The organism is Arthrobacter sp. 05L421 (assembly GCF_056397785.1).
This window is the reverse complement of the sequence record NZ_JBFTOC010000001.1, coordinates 130649-154026: the sequence shown is the minus strand read 5'-3', so window position 1 is coordinate 154026 and position 23378 is coordinate 130649. Positions and strand designations below refer to the sequence as shown.

Sequence of the window (23378 nt, the reverse complement as noted above, 5' to 3'; positions counted from 1 at the left end):
CGCCCCCATCCGCAGGACACCGACTACTGACTGAGCAGCAAGTGACCCCAGACAACAAATTGACCCCACAGACATTGACCACAGAGTCATTGAATACAGAGCGATTGAATACAGAGCAATTGAATTTCGGCGCAATCCCCGGCGGGGAGCCATCCGGTGGCGCCACACCCGGCGAGGCCGCCGAACCGGACACCCGCTCGCTCGAGGAACGGATCCTCGGCGGCCTGGACGCCGAGCAGCGCGAGGTCGCCAGCACCCTCCAGGGACCCATGTGCGTGCTGGCCGGCGCCGGCACCGGCAAAACCCGCGCCATCACACACCGGATCGCCTACGGGGTCCACTCAGGGGTGTACAGCCCGCAGCGCCTCCTGGCCGTCACCTTCACGGCCCGGGCCGCCGCCGAGATGCGCAGCCGGCTCCGTGACCTCGGAGTCGGCAACGTCCAGGCCCGCACCTTTCACGCCGCTGCGCTGCGCCAGCTGCAGTTCTTCTGGCCGCAGGCGGTCGGCGGCACCTTGCCCAACCTGCTGGACCACAAGGCACAGATGATTGCCGAGGCCGCGCGGCGGCTCCGGCTCAGCACGGACCGCGCCTCCATCCGCGATCTCGCCTCCGAAATCGAGTGGGCCAAGGTTTCCATGCTGACCCCGGCAAACTATCTGGAAAATGCCCAGGGCCGCGGCACTCCGGGCGGCTTCGACCTGACGGCCGTGGCGCGGGTCTTCCAGTCCTATGAGGACGTCAAGACGGACCGCAACGTCATTGACTTCGAGGACGTGCTGCTGATCACGGTAGGCATCCTGCAGGAAGACCCGAAGGTGGCGGCGACCGTCCGGGAACAGTACCGGCACTTCGTCGTCGACGAGTACCAGGACGTCTCGCCGCTGCAGCAGCGGCTCCTTGAGCTGTGGCTCGGCGGACGCGACGAGCTCTGCGTGGTGGGTGACGCCAGCCAGACCATCTACTCCTTCACCGGCGCCTCCCCGAAGCACCTGCTCGGCTTCCAGACCATGTATCCCGAGGCCCACGTCGTCAAGCTGATCCGGGACTACCGGTCCACGCCCCAGGTTGTCAGGCTCGCCAACGATCTCCTCGGCGGCCGGCGTAGCGGTGGTCCCGTGGCGGACGCCGCCTGGGCCACGCCGCTGCAGCTCGTGGCGCAGCGGCCGGCAGGCCCCGCACCGCGGTTCACAGAATGTTCGGATGACGAGGCCGAGGCCGCCACGGTCGCCGCGCGGGTCCGCGAACTCCTCGACGCCGGAACCCCGGCGAGCCAGGTCGCCGTACTCTTCCGCACCAACGGACAGTCTGAAGCCTACGAACAAGCGCTGGCCTCGGCCGGGATCGGGTACCAGCTGCGCGGCGGTGAGCGGTTCTTCGCGCGCAAGGAGGTCCGGGACGCCATCCTGCAACTCCGGGCCGCCACACGGGCCGTGGCCGAGACCGCCACGCCCGAGCCGCTCGGCCAGCTCGTCCGTGACATCGTCGCCTCCCTGGGCTACACGGATGCGGCGCCGCACAGCGGCGGCGCGACCAGGGAGCGCTGGGAATCCCTGGCCGCCCTCGTGGCACTGGCCGACGAACTCGTGATCAGCAGGGGCCCGCAGTTCGCACTCCCGGACTTCGTCAACGAGCTCCAGGAACGGTCCCTGGCCCAGCATGCACCGACCGTCCAGGGCGTCACCCTGGCATCCCTGCACGCCGCCAAGGGCCTCGAATGGGACGCCGTGTTCCTGGTCGGGCTGAGCGAGGGACTCGTGCCGATCTCGTTCGCCGACACCCCGGAAGCGGTGGACGAGGAACGCCGGCTCCTCTACGTGGGCATCACCCGCGCCCGCGAACACCTGTTCCTGTCCTGGTCCACTGCCCGGACACCGGGCGGGCGCGCCAACCGCAAGCCCTCACGCTTCCTGGACGGCCTGCGCCCCGACTCGGTGGCCAGCTCCCAGCTCCGGGGTAAGGGGCCTGCGCCGCGCCGGAAGGCGGCCGTCCCGGCGTCGTGCCGGGTCTGCGGCAGCATGCTCTCCAGCGGCGCCGAGCGCAAGGTGGGACGCTGCAACCAGTGCCCGCCCAGCTACGAGGAACAGACCTTCGACGCGCTGAGGCAATGGCGGAAGGACGTGGCCCTCGAGGCGGATGTCCCGGCTTTTGTCGTGTTCACCGATGCCACCCTGACCGCCATCGCCGAGGCTCGGCCCGAAACGCTGGAACAGCTGGCCCAACTCGCCGGCATCGGGCCGTCCAAACTGGAGAAGTACGGCGAGGCCGTCCTGGCGGTCCTGGCCGAAAGCACGGCGCTGTAATGTCCGGCGCAATGACGCCCGGCGCCGGCAGCGGCCGCGCTGGCAAGCCCGGACGCGTCAGCTCGGGGGGCTCCGGCGCCGTTCCGGCGAGCATACCGCTAACCACCGCCGACGGCGCACCCGTGCTGGTCCGCCGGTCCGCCCGCCGACGCCGCACCGTAGCCGCGTTCTGGGAAGACGGCACCGCCGTCGTCGCCATCCCTGCCTCCTTCAGCAGGGCCCAGGAACGGGAATGGGTTCACCGCATGCTCGAAAAACTCCGGCTCCAGGGGGCCAGGGGTGCGAAGGGTTCCGGCCGGCGGCGCCCCCGCAGCGATGCCGACCTTGCCGCCCACGCCGCCGAACTGTCGGCGAAGTACCTTGGCGGCAGGGCGGTGCCCTCCTCAGTCCGCTGGGTCACCAACCAGAATTCCCGCTGGGGTTCGGCCACACCGTCCGAAGGAACCATCCGGCTCTCGGCGAAGCTCCAGCCCATGCCGCAGTGGGTCATCGACTACGTGCTGCTGCACGAACTCGCCCACCTCCTGGTGGCCGGCCACGATGCCGCATTCTGGCGGCTGCTGGCGGCGTACCCGGAGACGGAGCGCGCCAAGGCCTTCCTGGACGGGGTCTCGTTCGCGACCTCACGCGGTCTGGCGCCCGGCGGCGGATACGACGAAGCCCCGGACGGAACCGAAATCCCGGCCGGGGCCCCTTAGCGAGCGACTAGGCCTTCGGCTTGCCGCCATCTTCCGGTCCGTGCTCGTCCGGTCCGCCGTCTTCCGGTCCGCCGTCCTGACGGTCATCATCGTCGGCTGATTCCTGGCCGGACGCGCCGGGCTCCGCAGCGTCGTCACGCTTTGCAGAATCCGCGGTGCCCTGTGACTTTGCGTCGCCCTCGGTGTCCGTGCCGTCGGGGCCGGCGGACTCGTCGAAACCGCCGTTGAGCAGCTTCTGCAGTGCGTCATCCACTTCGCTGTCGCTGGCTTCCGCGAGTTTCCGGCGTTCGCTGAAGCCCTGCGGATCCTCCAAGTCCTCTGCCGTGGGCAGCAGGTCGGGGTGGTGCCAGACGGCGTCGCGGCCTTCCATGCCACGCTCGGCCTTGAGCAAAGCCCAGAGCGTGGCGGCCTCACGGAGCCGGCGGGGCCGCAGTTCGAGGCCTACGAGGGAGGAGAACGCGTGCTCCGCGGGACCGCCGGTGGCCCGGCGCCGCCGGACGGTTTCACGCAACGCAGCGGCGGAGGGCAGCAGCTTCTCGGTCGCTCCCCAGGTGAGTTCGTCCACCCAGCCCTCCACCAGCGCAAGGGCCGTCTCCAGCTTTTCGAGGGCTTGCTCCTGGGCGGGAGTGCGCTGCGGCATGAAGACCCCCTGCGAGAGCGCCTCCTGAATGCCCTCTGGGTTGCTGGGATCGATCTCCCGGGCGAGTTCTTCGATCTTGGACGTGTCGATGTGGATACCGCGGGCGTAGGCCTCGATCGCGCCGAGCAGGTGTCCGCGCAGCCAGGGGACCTGGACGAAGAGGCGGGCGTGCGCCGCCTCGCGCACGGCCAGGAACAGGCGGATGTCGTTCTCCGGCAGGCTGAGGCCCTCGCCGAACTTCGCCACGTTGGCCGGCAGGAGCGCCATTTCGAGGTCTGCCAGGGGCACGCCGATGTCCGTCGAGCTGACCACCTCGGCTGAGAGCGCGCCAATCGCCTGGCCAAGCTGCATGCCGAAGATCGCCCCGCCCATGTTCTGGATCATCGAGGAGGCGCCGCCCATCATGGACTTCATCTCCTCGGGCATCTGCTCGGTCATGGCGGCGGAGAGCGCATTGGCAATGCTGTTGGCCACCGGCTCGGTCAGCCGCTTCCACGTCCCGAGGGTTTCCTCGACCCACTCGGCCCGGGACCACGCCCGGCCGATCAGTCCCGTGGCCGGAAGCCCGGTGACCTGGTCGAGCCAGAGTTCCGCCAGCCGGAGGGCCTCATCGACCTCACGAGACTGGTGGGCGGTGACCGACGGGTCAGATCCGCTGGCGGCCACCCGCCGGGCGTTCTCATGCGCCAGCTGCCAGTTCACGGGCCCTTCCGAGGGGGCGCTCATCATCGCCTGCACCTGGGAGAACATCTGGGCCAGGAGGTTTGGGTCGTCCGGGAGGCCGGCGGCCTTGGCGAGTTCGGCGGGGTCGATATTGCCCATGCCCTGGCCGCCCATCAGGTTCTTGAGCATTTCGGCCAAGGGATCCTTGGGTTCCTCGTCGCCATTGGACGGATTGAGTGGGTTGGAGGTCATGATCCCGCCGATCGTCGGTGTGGCTGCTTCTCAACTTCACGGTACCCCTCGGCAAGAGCGGCTGTCTGCCGAAACCGCGCCACGTTCGCTGTCGGCAAAGAGCGCTCCGGGGTGCCGAGCGCGTAGGCTTGGAAGTTGGAATATTTGCACGCCACGGCCTCGGGTGAGGCTGCGGCCCTGGTGCGTGGTGGCGGTGTCCTCGCAGGCTTGTCCTGTCGGGGCGCCCGCCCCCTTGTGCCGGCACGGAGAGGTCGTTCAATGACAGTCACCCAAGGTGAGCAGCCCGCCAGCGACCCAGCGGCCGGCCCTGTCCGGGGCAGAAGGGCGCGCCTGGCAGGCCTGGGCGTGCGGCGCAAGCGCAACAACCGGTCATCAGCCATGCTGGTCTCGGGGCTGCTGGCCGCGGCCTTGGGCATCGCTGCGGTGAGCCTGCCGGTGCCCTACGTGATCGAGTCTCCCGGACCCACGTTCAACACAATCGGCCAGGACAACGGCAAGCCTGTCATCAGCGTCAGCGGCCACGAGGCGTTTCCCGCCAAGGGCAGCCTGGACCTCACCACTGTCTACGTCGACGGCGGCCCCAACGGTCCCGTCAGCGTCGTCGAGGCGTTTTCGGCCTGGCTCAACGGAACCAAAGCTGTCTACCCCCAGGAGCTGCTGTTCCCGAGCGGCGTCACCAAGGAGCAGTCCCAGCAGGAGAGCGCGACGGCGATGACCACCTCCCAAGAGAACGCCGTCGCCGCTGCACTGAAGGATCTGAATATTCCGTTCGGGCAGAAAATGCAGGTGGCCGGCCTCCCGGACGACTCCGCCTCGAAGGGACTGCTGCAGGCAGGGGACATTCTGGTCTCCATCAATGAAAAGCCCATCACAGCCCTCGGCGTCGTCCAGGCGGAACTGGCCGCCGGCAACGGCAAACCCGTCAAGGTCATCGTGGAACGCGCCGGCGCCCGGGTGCCTGTCACCATCACTCCGGCCAAAAACAGCGCGGGCCGCTACATCCTCGGCGTCTTGCTGCAGTACAAGTTCACCTTCCCCTTCAACGTCACCATCTCACTCGACAAAGTCGGTGGCCCCAGCGCGGGCATGATGTTCGCGCTTGGCATCATCGACACCGTAACCCCGGGCGACCTGACCGGCGGCAAGCACATCGCCGGGACCGGAACCATCACCCCCGACGGTGCCGTGGGACCCATCGGCGGGATCGCCCAGAAAATGCAGGGGGCGCGGTCCGGCGGGGCCACGTTGTTCCTGGCCCCGGCAGCCAACTGCGACGACGTCCTGGGCCACATCCCGGACGGACTGCAAGTGGTCCGGGTCGAGAACCTCACCGAGGCTCGCAAAGCTGTGGAAGTGGCCGCGTCAGGCGGCGACACATCGGGCCTTCCGGTATGCACTAGCAACTAGACTGACCGCGGAACTAAGCGCCGGCCCCACTCGTGGCATTAGTGACGGCCGCCGCCGTCCCTCGGGCACCCTTTCGCAGGGCCCTGACGGAACGGCAGCGGCGGCCGTTAGAATGCATCAACCCTGCAATACCGGCACTTAGTCGCCCGACTGAGTCAAAGCAGCGACTAATAACTAAAAACCAGCAGTAGACGACCAGCTATGAGGTACCGAGTTTGTCCCGTCCCGCCAGCACTGTCCCGCCCGGAAGACCCCAGACACGACGCGGCGCCCTGACGCCGACGCTGATCATCGTGGCCCTGATCGTGGTCGGATTCATCTTCTTCGCCAATGTCTGGACGGATGTCCTCTGGTACCAGCAGCTGGGCTTCTTCGAAGTGTTCCTGACCGAGAACCTGGCCAGGATCGGGATCTTCATGACCGGTTTCGCGGTCATGTTTACCGCCGTCTTCTTCGCCATCCGGATTGCCTACCACGCCCGGCCGGTGTACGCCCCCGACTCGGAAATCCGGGACAACCTGAACCGCTACCAGGCCCAGCTCGAACCCGTCCGACGCGTCGTGATGGTGGGGATTCCTATCCTCTTTGGCCTGTTTGCCGGCAGCGCCGCCGCCAGCCAGTGGCAGAAAGTGCTCCTGTTCCTGAACCAGGAGCCCTTCGGCCAGAGTGATCCTCAGTTCGGCCTGGACATCAGCTTCTACCTCATGACCCTTCCGTTCCTCGGCTTCGTCACCGGGTTCCTCATCAGCGTCACCGTGGTCGCTGGCCTCGCCGGCATCCTCACGCACTACCTCTACGGCAGCATCCGGATCATGGAACGCGGGATCTTCACCAGCCGCGCCGCCCAGATCCACCTGGCTGTCACGGGCGCCGCCTTCCTGCTGCTGATGGGCATCAACTTCTGGCTGGACCGCTATTCCACCGTGCAGAACAACGGCGGACGCTGGGCCGGTGCGCTGTACACGGACGTGAACGCCGTCATTCCGACCAAGGCCATCCTGGCCGTGGCCGCGGCGATCGTCGCCGTGCTGTTCATCGTCGCCGCGGTGATCGGCAAGTGGCGCCTGCCCGTGATCGGCACCGCCATGCTTATCATCACGGCCATCCTGGCCGGCGGCGTCTACCCGTGGGTCATCCAGCAGTTCCAGGTCCGGCCCTCGGAGCAGACGCTGGAGAACGAATTCATCAAGCGGAACATCGTCATGACCCGTGCCGCCTATGGACTGGATAAGGTCCAGGAAAAGCGGTACAACGCCACCACCGCCGCCACCACCGGTGCGCTGGCCCCCGATGCGCAGACCACCGCCAACATCCGTCTGCTCGATCCGAACCTGATCTCAGATGCGTTCTCGCAGCTTGAGCAGTACCGGCCCTATTACCAGTTCCCCAGCGCCCTGAATGTGGACCGCTACGTGATCGACGGCAAGGTCCAGGACACGGTCATCGCCGTCCGCGAACTCAACCCGGACGGGCTGGCCACTAACCAGCAGTCCTGGCTGAACCGGCACGTGGTCTACACGCACGGCTACGGCGTCGTCGCGGCCAAGGGCAACAAGTTCACCGTGGACGGCAAACCGGACTTCCTGCAGTCGGGCATCCCGTCCACCGGCGCGCTCGGCAACGATTCGACCTATCAGCCCCGCGTCTACTTCGGCCAGGACTCGCCCGACTACTCGATCGTGGGCGCCCCGGCCGGTGCCCCGCACCGCGAGCAGGACCGGCCCGCGGCCAAGGAAGGCGACGGCGAAACGCAGTACACCTTCACTGGCAACGGCGGCCCGAACGTCGGCAGCTTCTTCAACAAGATCCTCTACGCGGTCAAGTTCCAGTCCTCGGACCTGCTGCTTTCCGACGGCGTGAACGCCGAGTCCCAGATCCTCTACGACCGCAACCCGCGCGACCGCGTCGAAAAGGTAGCGCCCTATCTGACCGTGGACGGCAATCCCTATCCCGCCGTCGTCGACGGCAGGGTGAAGTGGATCGTGGACGGGTACACCACGAGCCCGTACTTCCCGTACTCGCAGCAGGAGCAACTCTCCGCGGCGACGGCCGACTCACAGACCGCCGCGAATCGGACGGTAGCCCTGCCGAACAGCTCGGTGAACTACATCCGCAACTCGGTCAAGGCCACCGTGGACGCCTACGACGGCTCCGTGACCCTCTACGCCTGGGATGACCAGGACCCGGTCCTGAAGGCCTGGCAGAAAGTCTTCCCCACGTCGGTGAAGCCCTATACCGAGATGTCCGGTGCGCTCATGAGCCATGTGCGGTACCCGGAGGACCTGTTCAAGGTTCAGCGCGAGCTCCTCGGCCGCTACCACGTGACCAACCCAGACAGCTTCTACACCAACATTGACGCTTGGTCCGTCCCCAACGACCCCACCGTCAAGGACGAGGTCAAGCAGCCGCCGTACTACATGTCACTGAAGATGCCCGACCAGGATAAGCCGGCGTTCCAGCTGACGTCGTCGTTCATCCCGCAGGTGGTCAACGGCAACGCCCGCAACGTGCTCTACGGTTACCTGGCCGCGGACTCCGACGCCGGCAACCAGAAGGGCGTCAAGGCGGACAGCTACGGCCAGCTCAGGCTCCTGCAGATCCCGCCGGAGACCCAGGTCCCGGGTCCCGGCCAGGCGCAGAACAAGTTCAACTCCGACCCCACCGTCTCGCAGGCCCTCAACCTGCTGCGCCAGGGTGCGTCGGCGGTGCTCAACGGCAACCTCCTGACGCTGCCGGTCGGCGGCGGCATGGCGTACGTCCAGCCCGTCTATCTGCGATCCACGGGTGAAACCTCCTACCCGACACTGCAGCGCGTCCTGGTGGCGTTCGGCGACAAGATCGGGTTCGCGCCCACGCTGGACGAGGCACTGAACCAGCTGTTCGGCGGGAATTCGGGGGCCGCGGCAGGGGACAAGCCGAACAAGGGCCAAACGCCGGCCACACCCACCCCAGGGGGCACACCGGCAGCGCCAGGCAGCACCGACGCGAAGGCCGAACTGAAGGCCGCCCTGGACGAGGCAAACGCCGCGATCAAGGCCGGCCAGGAGGCCCTCGCGAAGGGCGACTTCGCGACCTATGGTGAACAGCAGAAAAAGCTAAATGCCGCCTTGCAGAAGGCGCTCGAGGCCGAAGCGAAGCTGGAAGCCCCGGCTGCCCCGGTGGGCACCGCTTCTCCATCGGCATCACCGTCGGCCTCGCCGTCAGCCACGGCCGGCGGCTAACACGGCGCTAGCAACTAATGCGGCGCTACAGCCGGGCACAGGCTGTGCGCGGTCCTCGGGCCGGGTTTGCCCCTCCACGGAGAGGCAAGCCCGGCCTGTGGCGTAGACGGGCCCGCCCCGGTCTGCGCGTCTTTGACCGCGGGTGCCCCGTGGATCCGAACAGAAACCCGCGGTCGGCGATGCACATCACGTCACCCCGATTTGGCCTCAAGTTCACCGGCAGGTAGAGTTGATCTTGCGACGCGGGGTGGAGCAGTTCGGTAGCTCGCTGGGCTCATAACCCAGAGGTCACAGGTTCAAATCCTGTCCCCGCAACTGGAGAAAAGGTCCGGAACACTGGAAACAGTGTTCCGGACCTTTCGCTTTAAGCGCCGCGGTGGCCCGGGGAGCCGGGAACGCGTTGTAGGACAAAACCTGTGTTAATGCCGGGCGTGCCAGTTGCGTCCTGCCGGACCGGTACATTGAACTGGACTCGGATACCGGACGCGACCGCAAGCGACCTGGTTGGGCCGGACTGGACTGGGCTGGCCCGGGACTGGACCCCGTTTGGGGACGTGGTCGGGGCCGCCCTGAAACTAGGGTAGAGTTGATCAAGCGACGCGGGGTGGAGCAGTTCGGTAGCTCGCTGGGCTCATAACCCAGAGGTCACAGGTTCAAATCCTGTCCCCGCAACCAGGAATCACCAGCAGTACACAGAAAGGCCCGGATCTGATGATCCGGGCCTTTCTGTTTTCCGCGGACGCCTACGGCTGCGGCTGAGGGCGGCCACCGCTGGGAGCGGCGCAACCGGGGCCTGCCGGCCCCAGCCGGCTGTCAGCCGTCCTTGAGCCGTTGGTAGGTCGCCAGTGCACGCGCCCGGGACTCGGCAAGGTCCACGATGGGTGCGGGGTAGCCGGTGGCGGGGCCGTGGGTCTTCCATGGCTCGTGGACGGCTTTGTCGTCCAGTGCGGCGAGCTCGGGTATGTAGCCGCGCAGGTATCGTCCTGCGGTGTCGAACTTCTTGCTCTGCGTGACAGGGTTGAAGACCCGGAAATACGGCGAGGCGTCCGCCCCCGAGCCCGCGACCCACTGCCAATTGGCCGGGTTGCTCGCGGCATCGGCGTCCACCAGGGTGTCCCAGAACCAAGCCTCGCCGAGCCGCCAGTCGGCCAGCAGGTTCTTGACCAGGAAGGACGCTGCGGCCATCCGCACCCGGTTGTGCATCCACCCCGTCTGCCAGAGCTGGCGCATGCCCGCGTCCACCATCGGGTAGCCGGTGCGGCCCTGGTGCCAGGCTTCCAGTTCGGCGCCCGATGCCGGCTGCCACTCGAAGCGGTCGAACTCCGGCCGGTAATTCCGCGTCGCCAGGTCCGGATTCTCGTAGAGCAGCTGCCAGCAGAATTCCCGCCAGCCAAGTTCGGAACGGAAGATCCCGACGTCGGCCGGCGCCCCCGGCGCAAAGCTGTCGCGCAGCGTGTGCCAGATCCGGAAGGGACTGATTTCGCCAAAACGCAGATGCGGGGAAAGCCGGCTGGTACCTTCGACGCCGGGGACGTCGCGGCCGGTGCCATATTCTGCTGCCGGCCCGTCCACGAAATTCACAAGCCGGCTGTAGGCGCCGGCTTCACCCGGTGTCCAGGTGCCGGCCAGCCCGGAGCTCCAGTCGGGATGCCGGGGGAGCAGACCCCAGGCCTCGAGCGTTTCGCTCTCCGGCAGGCTGCCGCTGCGCGTGCGTGCCGGGGCCGGGAGCTGGTCCGGGGCCTCCAAGGGCTGCCGGGGCTCGGTGCCGGCCAGGCAGGCCTTCCAGAACGGCGTGAAGACCTTGTAGGGACCATCGCTGCCGGTCCGCACGGTCCATGGCTCGAACATGAGGTTTGCCTGGAAACTCGTGGCGCTGATGCCGTGCTCGGTGGCCCAGCTCTTCAGGCCGGCGTCGACCGTGCGTTCGGGCCCGCCGTAACGGCGGTTCCACAGCAGCGTGTCGGCCGATGTTTCCACCGCCAGGTCCTGGATGATCCGGGCGGCCGGCCCGCGGCGGAGCAGCAGCCGGGAGCCCGCGGCCTCCAGCGCGCCGGCCAGCTCGGCCAAGGAGTGGTGGAGCCACCACTTCACCGCTCCGCCCAGTGGCCGGATGCCGGGCGACTCCTCATCCAGGACATAGACGACGGTCAGGGGTGTGTGCAGGGCGGCGGCCTCCGCCAGCGCCGGATTGTCATCCAGCCGGAGGTCGTCACGAAGCCAAACAAGGGTCGCAGACATGGATCCACGGTACACGCGCGGCGGCCGGCACCGCCGCCGGTAGGGTGCGACGAAGGAGACAACAAGGGCCGGGCTCCGGCGGGCGAACCTGTGGTGTCAGGCTCACCCGCCGGCGTCCGGCCCCTGGGTCCGCAACGTGCGTGGGTCAGAGCTTGTCGAAGTCGGCCTCGTCTACCGTGGATTCAGACTCGGCGCTCTTGTCGCCGGCGCCGATGGCGGCGGGGGAGCCGCCGGACTTCAGCGCTGCCAGCCGGGCTTCGATCTCGGTCTGTTCGCCCAGGTCCTCCAGCGAGTTGAACTGGGCGTCCAGGCTCGATTCAGCGAGTTCCTGCTGGCCGCGGACCTTGGCTTCTTCGCGGCGGATCTTCTGTTCGAAGCGGCCCACCTCGGAGGTGGGGTCCATGATGTTGATGCTCTTGAGGGCGTCGTGGACCTGGGTCTGGGCCGCCACGGTCTTGGACCGGGCCACCAGCTCATTGCGCTTGCTGGTGAGTTCGTTGAGCTTGCCCTTCATCTGGTCAAGACCGTGCTTGAGCTTGTCCACCACCTCGGTCTGGGACGCGATGCTCGGTTCGGCGGCCCTGGCCTCGTTCTCAGAGCCCATCTGCCGCTGCAGGGCAACCTTGGCCAGGTTGTCGAACTTCTCCGCGTCGCCGACGTCGCCCTTGGCGCGGTATTCGTCGGCTTTGCGCGACGCGGCGAGGGCCTTCTTGCCCCAGTCCTGGGCGTTGCGGACGTCCTCGTTGTAGTCGTCCTGGAGCATGCGCAGGTTGCCGATGGTCTGGGCCACGGCGGACTCGGCCTCCGCGATGTTGTTCGTGTAGTCGCGGACCATCTGGTCCAGCATTTTCTGCGGATCCTCGGCCTGGTCCAGCAACGAGTTGATGTTTGCCTTCGCCAGCTGCGCCATGCGGCCGAAAATGGACTGCTTAACCATGGTGTTACCTTTCGTCCTGCTCCGTTGTCTCACTGATTTCAGTGATCGATGTGTGTCGCATGTATCCGCTGTCCGGTCCGTTGCGGCCGGAGCGTGGTCTGTACCGTTCCCGTCCCTGTTTCCCGAAGCTGTGTCCCATGCGGGGGTGGCTACAGGCTAGAAACTGCCGGAATCGCCGCCGCCGAAGTCTCCTCCGCCGCCAAAGTCGCCGCCGCCACCCCAGCCGCCGCCGGAGTCGTCGCCGCCCCAGCTGCCTCCGCCGCCGCCCCAGCCTCCGCCGCCTCCGCCGTGGAGGATCGAGTTGATGAGGATTCCGCCGAGGATCGCGCCGCCGAGGCCGCCTCCGCCGCTGCCGCCGAACATCCCGCCACGGCCGTAGCCCTGGTTGGCGTAGCCGCCGAATTGGTCAACATCTGACTGGGCCAGCTGCGCGGCCTGCGCCGCCAGTGCGTGGGCCTGCTGCGCGTACTGCAGCGCGGTGACCGGGTCCGTGCGGGAGATGGAGAGCGCATAGTCCAGGTTCCGCTGGGCTTCCGCCAGGCGTGTGCGGGCATCGGTGCCCACGCCTCCGCGGCGGGCGGTGATGTAGTCCGACGTCGCGCTGATCTGGGCCTGGGCCGACATGATGCTCTGCTGCAGCGAGGCCTGGGCGCGGCGCGCCTGTTCCTGCTGGTCGCGGATTCCGCCCAGGGACTGGTCCAGGGTCTGGTGCGCCGTTTCGACCCGTTCCAGGGTGGCGATCGGATCGATCTTGCCGCCCTGAATTTCCGCCTTGACCTGCGCGAGCGCCGCTTCCACGGCGGCCACCGGGCCGGACAGTTCAGGATGGGCGCCGGACTGGAGCATCGCTTTCGCCTGCGCCAGGTCCTGGGCGGTGTCGACGACGGCGGCTTCCAGGCCACTGCGTGCCTCGTCGAGGCTGCCAGCCACCTTGGTGATGGCTCCAATCAGCACGTTCGTCTGGTGCAGGCTTTCCTCGGCTGCCCGCACGGCCACGGCGGCAAGGCTGTTCTCGCCCGCGGCGAGCTTTTCCTGCGCCGCGGTCGAGGCGTTCTGCACGAATTCGAGGCGTTCCTTGGCCTGGTTGATGTTGTCCGCAACCTGGACCAGGGCGCTCTCGGCGTATTTGGCGCGCAGCTCCGTCAGGGAGTGTTCGGCGCTGGCAATCTTTGCCTCGGCATCCGCGGCTCCGGCGCCGACGGCCGCGAGGGCCTGCGGGGCGTTCTTTTCCAGCTCGCGGAGGGAATCGAAGTCCGCCTTCTGCTCCTGCAGCGAGGCCAGTGCGGCCTCGGAGCGGCGGATGATTTCGCCGAGCCAGTTCCGCTGCTGCTCCTCGGTGTCGGGGATGTGGTCGTCGAGCTGCTGCTGCAGCTTGAACGACTCCGTCATGTGGCCCTTGGCCTCCTGCAGCGCCTTGGTGAAGTTACCCACCGCGGAGTCACCATATTGGGCCTGGGCGAATCCGAGTTCCTGCTCGCTGGACTTGATGGCGTCGTCGGCCTCGATCAGCAGCGAATCGCTCTTCCGGCGCAACTCCGCCACGCTGAGGCCCGCCAGCGGATCCGCCTCCGCACCCTGCGGCCCGGAGGAGGCCCCGGCACTCTGGCCGGCCTTCTTCCGGCGGTTGCGGAAGTACAGGTAGGCTCCGCCACCTGCCACGGCGACGACGCCGACTCCCACCAGCACGGCGCTGCCCGCACCGGCGTCGGACGGCACGGTGCCGCTGCCGCCGGACGCGGCGTCGCCCACCGCAGCTGCGGTATCAATGGCCGCCTGCGCGAAGTCGCGCTTTCCGCCGGCCAGGTTCGGAACTATGGCGTTCTGGGTGATGTTGGACGTCTTGGAGTAGATCGGGCTGGCCGTGCTGGGGGAGAAGTAGTAGTGCCCGTCGTCGGACATGGTCAGGATGACGTCGGCCTTGCCCATGCCCTTGTTCTCCGCGACGGTCTTTGCCCATTGCGCGGGGTCGGCCGGATTCTCGAACGTCTTTGCCGTGACGACGTAGAGGTTGTACTTGTGGTCCTTCAGGAGCTTCTGGATGGCGTCCTGGACTTCGGCCTTGCGGCCGCCGAGCACGTTCGCGCTGTCCACGATGTTCTGCCCGGACGGAATGGTCACCGGATCTTCGGCCAGGGCTGGAGCGGCGGGGAGCGCCAGCAATCCAGCGACGCCAAGAACGGCGAGGAAACGATTCAACTTAGACCGCATGTGCAACCCTTCAGCACTTCTGGGACCGGTTCGGTCGAACCAGCCGTCACAGAATGCAGCAGCGCCCCCACGCAGATGTAAAGCGCCGCAGGTCGCTGTGGCATTTCCATTTGATTCTATGGTGCACCCAAATGGCAGTCCACCTAGGGGAATATGCCACCAGCGAAACGCGCCTAAACTGGGAAATACAGGCCCGGAGGCCGCAAACTATCCGTTCAGGAACCTCCCAGCAAATGTCCGCTCTAGTGTCAGCCTGAGCGTCCATAGTTATAGGCAGACGAGGATGAAAGGAAGTCTCATGACTGAGAACCCAGTGCCGGGTGCGTCACCGGAGCCGACGCAACAGAACCGGGAACCGGCGGGGCAGCAGGCGGGCTCGCCGGAACAGACGCATGCCGTAAACGCGCCCGAGGCGGCGTCCGGCAACCCGGCACCCTCACAGCCAGCAGCGGGAAGCCCAGCACCTGGAAGCCCTGCGCCCGAGAACCCGACCCTCCGGCTGGACCGCGCCGAGGACGGAGCACCGCGTCCGGTGTACCAGCAGCAGCCCTCCGCCGCGGACACCCAGCAGCTCGGCGCGCCCGCCCAGCACACCAGTCAGTACGGTGCGTTCTCCCAGGCCGGCCAGGGCCAACCCGCCCAGCCCTCCCATCCGCCCTATGGTCAGGCCCAGCCAGGCCAGGCGCAGTACGGCCAGTCTCACTACGGCGGCCCTTACGGCGCCAACCCCGGCGGCCATCCGGCGGCGGGTCCGTCCTATGGACCGGGCCCGGGCTTCGCGAACAACCCGGCGCACGCCCCTAAGCGCAAGGCGGCGTTTGGTGTCCCAACCCTCGTGGCCAGCATCGTGGCGGCCGGCCTGATCGGCGGCGGCGTGGTCGCTGGCAGCAACGCGCTGTTGTTGGACCGCTCCTCCGCTGCCGCCACGAGCGACACCACCCAGGCCGGTCCGGTGATCGTCAACAACAGGGACGCCGTCAACGCCATCACCGCCGCCGCCCTCAAGGCTTCCCCCAGCGTGGTGACCATCAAGGCAACCAGCGGCAGCGACGGCGGTACCGGCAGCGGGATCATCCTCGACGCCGAGGGCCACGTGCTGACCAACACCCACGTGGTCACTCTCGACGGTAAAACCGCGAACGCCACCATGGAGGTCCGGACGAGTGACGGCAAGGTCTACTCCGCGAAGATCGTCGGTACCGACCCGCTGTCCGATCTCGCCGTGATCAAGATCGACAACCCCTCGGGACTGGTCCCGGCAACGCTGGGAGACTCGGGCAAGCTGAACGTCGGCGATACCGCCGTCGCCATCGGGTCGCCGCTGGGACTCACCGGCACAGTCACTGACGGCATCGTCTCGACCCTGAACCGGACCATCAGCGTGGCGTCCTCGGCTGCGCCGAAGAACGGCGCGGATAACTCCCAGGGCGGGGACCAGGGCTTCCAGTTCGCGCCTCCGGGCGGTGGCGCGACCCCGAACACCGCGGACCAGGGGTCCATTTCGATCAACGTCATCCAGACTGACGCGGCCATCAACCCGGGCAACTCCGGTGGCGCCCTGGTGGACACCAAGGGTGAAGTCATCGGCGTGAACGTCGCGATCGCCTCCGCAGGCGGCGACTCAGCCACCGGAAGCAGCAGCGGCAACATTGGCGTGGGCTTCAGCATCCCCATCAACAACGCCAAGCGCGTGGCCCAGGAGATCATCAGCGGCGGCAAAGCCACCCACGGGCAGTTCGGCGTCAGCGTGAAGCCCAAGGCCGCCGGTTCGTCCTCCTCCGGGTTCTCGGTGGGCGCCGAGGTCGCAACTGTCGAGTCCGGATCGGCCGCTGACAAGGCCGGCATCAAGGTGGGCGACGTGGTGACGAAGTTCCAGAAACTGACCATCAGCGATCCCAACCAGCTGACCGCGGCAGTGCGCGAACAGCCCGCCGGGGGCACGGTCAAGGTGACGGTCCTGCGCGGCGGCCAGCTGAAGGACTTCGACGTGACCCTCGGCGCTGCGGCCGAGCAGTAGAAGCCGAGCAGTAATAAGCAGTGCAGTAGTTAGGATGGCCGGGCGGCACCAATCGGTGCGGCCCGGCCTTTCCGTGTCCGGCTCCTGCCGAAGATTCCCGGGACCGGGCGGGGCGCTGACACAGGCGTTAACCGAGGCCGCGCTGCCCGCCGGCTATATGGTTAGCTAGGAACAGCCCGGCTACCGGGTGTTCCGTGGCCAAGACCCCGCCAGGGGCGGCTGTCCACCCGCATGGAAGGCTGCTGTAGACACAGTGGAAGAAACTCTAAAAATCATTGTGCTGGTCAAGCACGTCCCGGATGCGCAGTTCGACCGGCACCTCACTGGTGAGGCCAACACCGTGGACCGCTCCGAGAGCATCCTGTCCGAACTGGATGAGTATGCCCTGGAAGCTGCCCTGCAGCTGAGCGAGGCCCGCGGTGGGGAAGCGGCCGGCAACAAGGTCATCGCCCTGAGCATGGGGCCGGCCGGGGCCGTCAACGCAGTGAAGAAATCCCTCCAGATCGGAGCTTCTGAAGGCGTGCACCTCAGCGACGAGGCCCTGGCCGGATCCGATGCCGCAGCCACCTCGCTGGCACTGGCCGCCGCGATCCGCCACCTGGGCGCGGACGCCCCGGCGGACCTCATCCTCACCGGTATGGCCTCCACAGACGGTGAGACCTCGCTGGTCCCGGCACAGCTCGCCGAACGTCTGGGGCTCCCACAGGTAACTTTTACCGCGTCGCTGGAGCTCGACGCCGGCAAGCTCACCGCCCGCCGCGACGGCGACACCCACGCGGACACCATTGAGGCCGAACTGCCGGCCGTCGTTTCCGTCACCGACCAGATCAATGATCCGCGGTACCCGAACTTCAAGGGCATCATGGCGGCGAAGAAGAAAACCATCACCACCTTGAGCCTTGCCGACATCGGCGTCGACCCGGCCCAAGTGGGCAAGACAGGTTCCTGGACCGCCGTCGAGACCGCAGAGGTCCGCCCGCCGCGCACGGCCGGCACCATCATCACCGACGAAGGCGACGCCGGCATCCAGCTGGTTGAGTTCCTGGCTGCCCAGAAGCTGCTCTAAAGGGGATTATCCGAACATGGCAAAAGTACTCGTTTTCATCGACAACCCCGGCCAAGCGCTGAAAAAGCCGAGCCTGGAACTGCTCACCATCGCCCGCTCCCTCGGCGAACCGGCCGTCGCCTTCAATGGCGAACTGCACGACGACGCCGCTGCGGACCTTGCCGCGTACGGCGTCCAGGCACTCTACCGGCCGTCTGCGGCCGACCTCGACGACTATCTTGTGGGCCCCAAGGCGTCCTACCTGGCCGCCGCGGTCCAGACGTCCGGTGCCACCGTGGTCCTGACCGAGAACTCGGCCGAGAGCAAAGAAATCGCCGCCCGGCTCAGCATCAAGCTCGGCGCCGGTGTCATCACCGACGTCGTGACCGTGGACCCCGACGGTACGGCGCACAAGTCCGTGCTGGCCGGCTCCTACACCACCACGGCGAAGGCCACGACGCCCGTGGCCGTTCTCACCGTCAAGCCCAACAGCATCACGCCCGAGCCTGCCGTCACCGGCACGGCACCGGAGGCCGTGACGATCGCGGTCCCGGAGACGGCCACCGCCGCCTCCGCCCGGGTCACGGCACGCAGAGAAAAGCCCGAAAGTGGGCGCCCCGATCTGACCGAGGCGCGGATCGTCGTCGCCGGCGGCCGCGGCGTGGACGGCAACTTTGGTCCGCTGGAGGAACTCGCCGACGCCCTGGGTGCGGCCATCGGCGCCTCGCGGGCCGCCACGGACGCCGGCTGGATCGGCCACGACGCGCAGATCGGCCAGACCGGCAAGACCGTCTCGCCGCAGCTCTACATCTCTGCGGGGATTTCCGGAGCCATCCAGCAGAAGGCCGGCATGCAGACCGCCAAGGTGGTCGTGGCCGTAAACAAGGACGCCGAATCGCCGGTTTTCGAGATCGCGGACTTCGGCGTTGTGGGCGACCTCTTCCAGGTCCTGCCGCAGGCAACCGCGGAAATCAAGAAGCGCAAAGGCTGACTGAATGAGCACCAACGCCGTTCCGGCGCAAAGCCCGTTCGACCCTGGGAGCTCCCGGATCGAACGGGTGCTTTGTTTCACGGCCCACCCCGACGACATCGACTTCGGTGCCGCCGGCACCGTGGCAGCCTGGACCGCCGCAGGAGTCCAGGTCAGCTACTGCATCATGACCGACGGCGACGCCGGCGGCTTTGATCCCGCCCAGCGCGACGAAATCGTACGGCTGCGTGTTGCGGAGCAGCAGCGCGCCGCCGCCCTGGTCGGCGTCACGGACATCCATTACCTGCACCAGCGTGACGGCTACCTCGAACCCTCGCACGAGGTGATGCGCGAGGTGGTGCGCCTGATCCGGCAGCTCCGGCCCGACGTCGTGCTCTCCATGCACCCGGAACGCAACTGGAACCGGATCCAGAAGAGCCATCCGGACCACCTGGCTGTGGGGGAGGCCGTCACCCGTGCCGTGTATCCCGCGCTGGAAAACCCGTTCGCCTACCCGGAGCTGGCCGAGTCCGGGCTTGAGGCGTACAAGCTGCCTTGGCTGTGGCTGTTCGCCGGACCGGAGGAGCGCGAGAACCACTTTACGGACGTCACGGACCACGTCGAGAGCAAGCTGGCCGCCGTCCATATCCACGTCAGCCAGCATCCCGACGTTGAGGCCATGGAGCGCACAGTCCGCGGGCTCATGCTCAGCACGGGAGCACGGGCCGGACTACCGGCCGGGCGCAGCGCCGAGGCCTTCCATGTCGTAGCAGTCAACGGCCCGGGAACCATCGCCGGCTTCTAGTGTTGCCCGCACCACAGTCTCTGCCTTATGCTTGCATCTGTTTAAATCATATTTATTTGATGGAAGGCAGACTTTGATGGCGAAGACTGCGCAACACCCCGTACTTGTAATCATGGGCGTCTCCGGCTCCGGCAAATCAACCGTGGCCGGGCTGCTGGCCGGCCGGCTGGGCTGGGATCTTGCCGAAGGCGACGACCTCCACCCGGAAGCAAACGTGGCGAAGATGCACGCAGGAGAGCCGCTGACCGATGAGGACCGGTGGCCTTGGCTGGAAACCATTGCGGACTGGATCCGGGCCCACACGGAGGCCGGGACCCCCGGCGTCGTGACCTGTTCGGCGCTGAAGAAGCGGTACCGGGACATCCTGCGCGGCGAAGGGGTGGTGTTCGTGTTCCTCGAGGGATCACGTGACAAGATCTCCGACCGGCTGGCCTCCCGGCACGGGCACTACATGCCCCAGTCGCTGCTGGAGTCACAGTTCGACGCACTCGAAGCGCCCACGGCGGGCGAAAACTTCATTTCCCTGTCCGTCTCCGCCACACCGGCGGAAGAAGCACAGGAAATCATCACCCGACTTAGCCTCGACGCCGCCAACCCCAGGCCCTGAGCCTACCCGCGTTCTGGCGCGGACCAAGGAATTTTGTGAAATCTCTGATAGCAATGCAGCTTCCTGCTGCCGTTGATGGCGGATCCGGCGTCAACACCCAACTACTGATCATCGCCGGCCTGGGCATCGCCCTGCTCGTAGTACTGATCGCCAAGTTCAAGTTCCACCCCTTCCTGGCCCTGATTCTGGGGTCCGGTTTCGTCGGCCTCGCCGCTGGCGTGGAACCGGCGAAGGTGATCGCCAACTTCGAAGACGGTGTGGGCGGCGTCCTGAAGGAAGTCGGCCTGCTGGTCGCGCTCGGCGCGATGCTGGGCAAGCTGCTCGCCGACTCCGGCGGCGCCAACCGGGTGGTCGACACCCTCCTGGCCAAGGCCACCGGAAACAAGCTGGTCTGGTCCATCACCCTCGTTGCCGTGATCATCGGCCTGCCGATGTTCTTTGAGATCGGGCTCGTCCTGCTGCTGCCGGTGATCGTCCTGGTCACCCAGCGCTCGAAGATGCCGCTCATGCGCATCGCCATCCCGGCACTGGCCGGCCTGTCCGTGCTGCATGGCCTGGTGCCCCCGCACCCCGGACCGCTGATCGCGATCAGCGCACTCAAAGCTGACTTGGGCACCACTCTGGCCCTCGGCATCCTGGTTGCCATCCCCACGGTGATCATCTGTGGTCCGCTGTTCTCACGCCTCGCGGCCCGGTGGGTGCCGGTGGGCGCCCCCGCCGTTGCCGGCGGCGTCGACACCGTGCACGGCGCGGATCTGGAGGGTGTTAAGCGGCCCCCGAGCTTCCTCGTCACACTGCTGACCATTCTCTTCCCGGTGGTGCTCATGCTCCTCAGGGCGGTCGTGGACATCATCTGGCCCGACCCCAAGACGGCCCCGGCCATTCGGATGTTCTTCGACTTCGTCGGCCAGCCGCTCGTGGCCATGACGCTGGCCGTGCTGCTGGCTATGGTGACCTTTGGCTACGCCGTGGGGCTCAACGGAGCCTTGATCACGAAAAAAATCAGCGCCAGCCTCGGCCCGATTGCCGGGATCCTGCTGATCGTCGGCGCGGGCGGCGGCTTCAAGCAGACGCTCATTGGCGCCGGCGTGGGGGACTCCGTGAAGGCCTGGGCCGAGGGGACGAACATGTCCGTCCTCGTGCTCGGCTTCATTGTGGCCGTTGCCCTGCGCCTGGCAACAGGCTCGGCCACCGTCGCCACCGTGACGGCCGCCGGCATCGTGGCTCCGCTGGCCAGCTCGCTGACGCCGACGCACGCCGCCTTGCTGGCCTTGGTCATCGGCGCCGGCTCGCTGTTCTTCTCACATGTAAACGACGCCGGCTTCTGGCTCGTCAAGGAGCTGTTCGGATTGACCGTGGGCCAGACGTTCAAGACCTGGTCCGTTATGGAGACGCTGATTTCCGTGGTGAGCTTCGGCCTGCTCATGCTGCTCTCGCTCGTCATTTAGCTGCGCCATACAAGCTGCCGTAATCGAGTTGCGGTAGACAAGCTGCCGTAAACGCAGCAAGCCGCCCGGGCCGTTGCTCCTTCTCCGGAAGAGACGACGGCCCGGGCGGCTTTTTGTCTGTACGACGCCTGTGCCCTGGGGCTGGTACCGATGGCCGGTCAGGCGTCCAGCGGCGCAGCGGCGACGGTGGGCAGGGTTGGTTTCGCGGATCCCCCTGCGGGTTCCACGGTGATGCCAAGGGCGGCGGCGGAGCCGATGCCCTTGACCACCGCGGGCTTGGACAGGGCTTCAGCGTCCATGAGGCCCTGCGACACCGGGGCCGAGCCGTCCTTCGGGATCAGCCACATCTGGTAGACCTTGCCCGCGGGCGGAGCAGGTACGCCGTTCATCCTGACGACGGCGGCGTTCCTGGACTGGGAAATCGACACCGTGGCCGTGCCGCCGCCGTTGACGTCCACGGTGGCCTGGCGGACGTCGCTGGCCTGCAGTACCTGGTTCAGGGGATCGTTCTGGTTTGCCACGTAGGCGCCCACGCCGACGCCGCCCAGGGCGATCACGGCTGCTGCGGCGACGCCGACAAGCCAGTTCCGCATGCCCTGCGGGCGGCGGCGTTCTTCCCTGCGCTTGCGGGCCGCACCGAGCTCGTCGGTGGCAGCCATTCCGGAGTTGTCGCGCACCGGATGCGGCATCGCAGGCGTCGTTTGCGGACCCGTGCCGGGGAGGGGCGCTGCGGCGGGGGCCGGCTGTGCCGTCTGCGCCGGCAGTGATGACATGATCCGGTCCAGCAGCCCGGGCGGTGGCTCTTCCTCGGCGGTGAAGCTGGTGGCCAGGGTCTCCCTGGCCTGCCGGACGCGTTCGTTGAAGGCATCCCGGTCTGCTGCCGGTGCGGTGGCGAGGAACTGCTCGATCGCGGCGCGTTCGGCGTCGTCCACGGCATTGAGGGCATAGACCTCGGCAAGGTCCACCACGCGGCCGGAAGCCAGGTCGGTGGCGATCTCGGCTGTGAAGCCGCCGGGGAGGCGGTTGTCGTTCTCATGTGGGTTCATGTCGGTCAATTCAGCTCACCCCCAAGCAGGTCTTCAATCGGATGAGTCCGTCGCGGATGCGGGACTTGATGGTAGGAACCGCGGCATTGAGCCGCTCGGCCACTTCCCGGTAGGTGAGGCCGCCGTAGTATGCCAGCCGCACGGACTCCTGTTGCGTATCGGTCAGCGTCTCCAGGCACCGGACAACTGCCTCGGCTTCAAGCCGGCTGCCCACCTCGTCCGAGACGGAGTCGTGGTCGATCTCCTGGCTGCTGGCCCCGTATCTGGCTTCGCGGTCAGTGGCGGACTGCGAGGACCTGACTTTGTCGACGGCGCGGCGGTGCGAGATAGTCATGAGCCAGGCGAGCGGGCTGCCGGCCGCGGGATTGAACTTGGCCGCGTTCTGCCAGACCTGCAGGAAGACTTCCTGGGTGGTGTCCTCGCTGAGTTCGGTATCGATCAGGACCCGGCGTGCCATGCCGAAGACGCGCCTCGAGGTGAGGCTGTAAAACTCCGCGAACGCCGCCTGGTCGCCGTGGGCAATAAGTTCCAGCAGGCTGCCGAGCCGGACGTTGATGTCGGCTGAGGTACGCGTGGGAGCGGCGGCCTCGGGGTTCGGGGCATTCGGAGTATCCATCACTCCCAAGCATAAGCCGCCTGCCGGCGGACGTGGGCCAGGAGCTGCGGCAGGCGGCCAAGGGCCAGCCCCTGCCTCATGGGCAGGATGTCTATCCAGATGCATTGTCCTCACCCGTTTATTCCCGCTCCCTTCCGTGTCTCCCATAACGCTGAGTCGACGGTTTCGTGTGCCCGCCTCCAGTAGTGATTCGGCGCAGCCCGGAACCCGGATGGGCGCGACTTGCGGGATTCTTTGCCGCGGGCTCCCTGGTGGGC

At 67.1% G+C, this 23378-nt stretch carries 16 protein-coding genes and 2 tRNA genes; 12 read left to right on the top strand and 6 right to left on the bottom strand.

What is annotated here, in order from left to right; genetic code table 11:
- Window positions 1-212: 212 nt before the first annotated feature.
- Together AC1DKQ_RS00655 and AC1DKQ_RS00650 are read left to right on the top strand one after the other, a co-directional pair.
- Window positions 213-2303, top strand: coding sequence for an ATP-dependent DNA helicase UvrD2 (locus AC1DKQ_RS00655; RefSeq protein ID WP_476882917.1), 2091 nt, complete (start codon window positions 213-215; stop codon window positions 2301-2303).
- Entirely contained in the window at window positions 2303-3001 is a 699-nt protein-coding gene (locus AC1DKQ_RS00650) for a YgjP-like metallopeptidase domain-containing protein (protein ID WP_476882797.1), read from the top strand. The genes AC1DKQ_RS00655 and AC1DKQ_RS00650 overlap by 1 nt, the downstream gene beginning before the upstream one ends.
- Before the next feature lie 7 nt (window positions 3002-3008).
- On the opposite strand, the gene AC1DKQ_RS00645 is transcribed toward AC1DKQ_RS00650, so the two are convergent.
- The gene (locus AC1DKQ_RS00645) at window positions 3009-4556 is read right to left on the bottom strand and encodes a zinc-dependent metalloprotease (protein WP_476917946.1); all 1548 of its coding nucleotides are present in this window, start codon (window positions 4554-4556) and stop codon (window positions 3009-3011) included.
- Between the two features lie 258 nt (window positions 4557-4814).
- On the opposite strand from AC1DKQ_RS00645, the gene AC1DKQ_RS00640 reads away from it, so the two are divergent.
- From AC1DKQ_RS00640 to AC1DKQ_RS00625, 4 genes are all read left to right on the top strand, one after another.
- Window positions 4815-5963, top strand: coding sequence for a YlbL family protein (locus AC1DKQ_RS00640; protein WP_476917945.1), 1149 nt, complete (start codon window positions 4815-4817; stop codon window positions 5961-5963).
- Window positions 5964-6178: 215 nt separating this feature from the next.
- The gene (locus AC1DKQ_RS00635; RefSeq protein WP_476917944.1) at window positions 6179-9184 is read left to right on the top strand and encodes a UPF0182 family membrane protein; all 3006 of its coding nucleotides are present in this window, start codon (window positions 6179-6181) and stop codon (window positions 9182-9184) included.
- Window positions 9185-9425: 241 nt separating this feature from the next.
- Window positions 9426-9499 (top strand) — tRNA-Met (locus tag AC1DKQ_RS00630).
- Between the two features lie 283 nt (window positions 9500-9782).
- Window positions 9783-9859 (top strand) — tRNA-Met (locus tag AC1DKQ_RS00625).
- Window positions 9860-9997: 138 nt separating this feature from the next.
- Here AC1DKQ_RS00625 and AC1DKQ_RS00620 read toward each other — a convergent pair.
- From AC1DKQ_RS00620 to AC1DKQ_RS00610, 3 genes are all read right to left on the bottom strand, one after another.
- Window positions 9998-11422, bottom strand: a complete 1425-nt coding sequence (locus AC1DKQ_RS00620; protein WP_476917943.1) for a cryptochrome/photolyase family protein — start codon at window positions 11420-11422, stop codon at window positions 9998-10000.
- Between the two features lie 145 nt (window positions 11423-11567).
- On the bottom strand, window positions 11568-12359 hold the full coding sequence (locus AC1DKQ_RS00615) for a PspA/IM30 family protein (protein WP_476882802.1): 792 nt from the start codon (window positions 12357-12359) through the stop codon (window positions 11568-11570).
- A gap of 156 nt (window positions 12360-12515) precedes the next feature.
- A complete protein-coding gene (locus tag AC1DKQ_RS00610; protein ID WP_476917942.1) occupies window positions 12516-14567 on the bottom strand; it encodes a TPM domain-containing protein in 2052 nt (683 codons plus the stop codon).
- A 298-nt stretch (window positions 14568-14865) separates the two neighbouring features.
- On the opposite strand from AC1DKQ_RS00610, the gene AC1DKQ_RS00605 reads away from it, so the two are divergent.
- From AC1DKQ_RS00605 to AC1DKQ_RS00580, 6 genes are all read left to right on the top strand, one after another.
- Window positions 14866-16584 (top strand): S1C family serine protease, encoded by a 1719-nt coding sequence (locus AC1DKQ_RS00605; RefSeq protein ID WP_476917941.1) that lies wholly within the window; start codon window positions 14866-14868, stop codon window positions 16582-16584.
- Window positions 16585-16837: 253 nt separating this feature from the next.
- Complete coding sequence (locus AC1DKQ_RS00600; protein ID WP_476917940.1) at window positions 16838-17650, top strand: electron transfer flavoprotein subunit beta/FixA family protein; 813 nt, start codon at window positions 16838-16840, stop codon at window positions 17648-17650.
- A gap of 16 nt (window positions 17651-17666) precedes the next feature.
- Window positions 17667-18620, top strand: coding sequence for an electron transfer flavoprotein subunit alpha/FixB family protein (locus AC1DKQ_RS00595; protein ID WP_476917939.1), 954 nt, complete (start codon window positions 17667-17669; stop codon window positions 18618-18620).
- 4 nt (window positions 18621-18624) lie between these two features.
- Window positions 18625-19404 carry a PIG-L deacetylase family protein gene (locus AC1DKQ_RS00590; RefSeq protein ID WP_476882807.1) on the top strand — a complete coding sequence of 260 codons (780 nt, stop codon included), beginning with the start codon at window positions 18625-18627 and terminating at the stop codon, window positions 19402-19404.
- 76 nt (window positions 19405-19480) lie between these two features.
- Complete coding sequence (locus tag AC1DKQ_RS00585; RefSeq protein WP_476882808.1) at window positions 19481-20011, top strand: gluconokinase; 531 nt, start codon at window positions 19481-19483, stop codon at window positions 20009-20011.
- A 53-nt stretch (window positions 20012-20064) separates the two neighbouring features.
- Window positions 20065-21459 (top strand): GntT/GntP/DsdX family permease, encoded by a 1395-nt coding sequence (locus tag AC1DKQ_RS00580; RefSeq protein WP_476918168.1) that lies wholly within the window; start codon window positions 20065-20067, stop codon window positions 21457-21459.
- A gap of 158 nt (window positions 21460-21617) precedes the next feature.
- On the opposite strand, the gene AC1DKQ_RS00575 is transcribed toward AC1DKQ_RS00580, so the two are convergent.
- Both AC1DKQ_RS00575 and sigK read right to left on the bottom strand, forming a co-directional pair.
- Entirely contained in the window at window positions 21618-22505 is an 888-nt protein-coding gene (locus tag AC1DKQ_RS00575; protein ID WP_476917938.1) for an anti-sigma factor, read from the bottom strand.
- A gap of 10 nt (window positions 22506-22515) precedes the next feature.
- Window positions 22516-23121, bottom strand: a complete 606-nt coding sequence (gene sigK / locus AC1DKQ_RS00570) for an ECF RNA polymerase sigma factor SigK (RefSeq protein WP_476882810.1) — start codon at window positions 23119-23121, stop codon at window positions 22516-22518.
- Window positions 23122-23378: the final 257 nt, after the last annotated feature.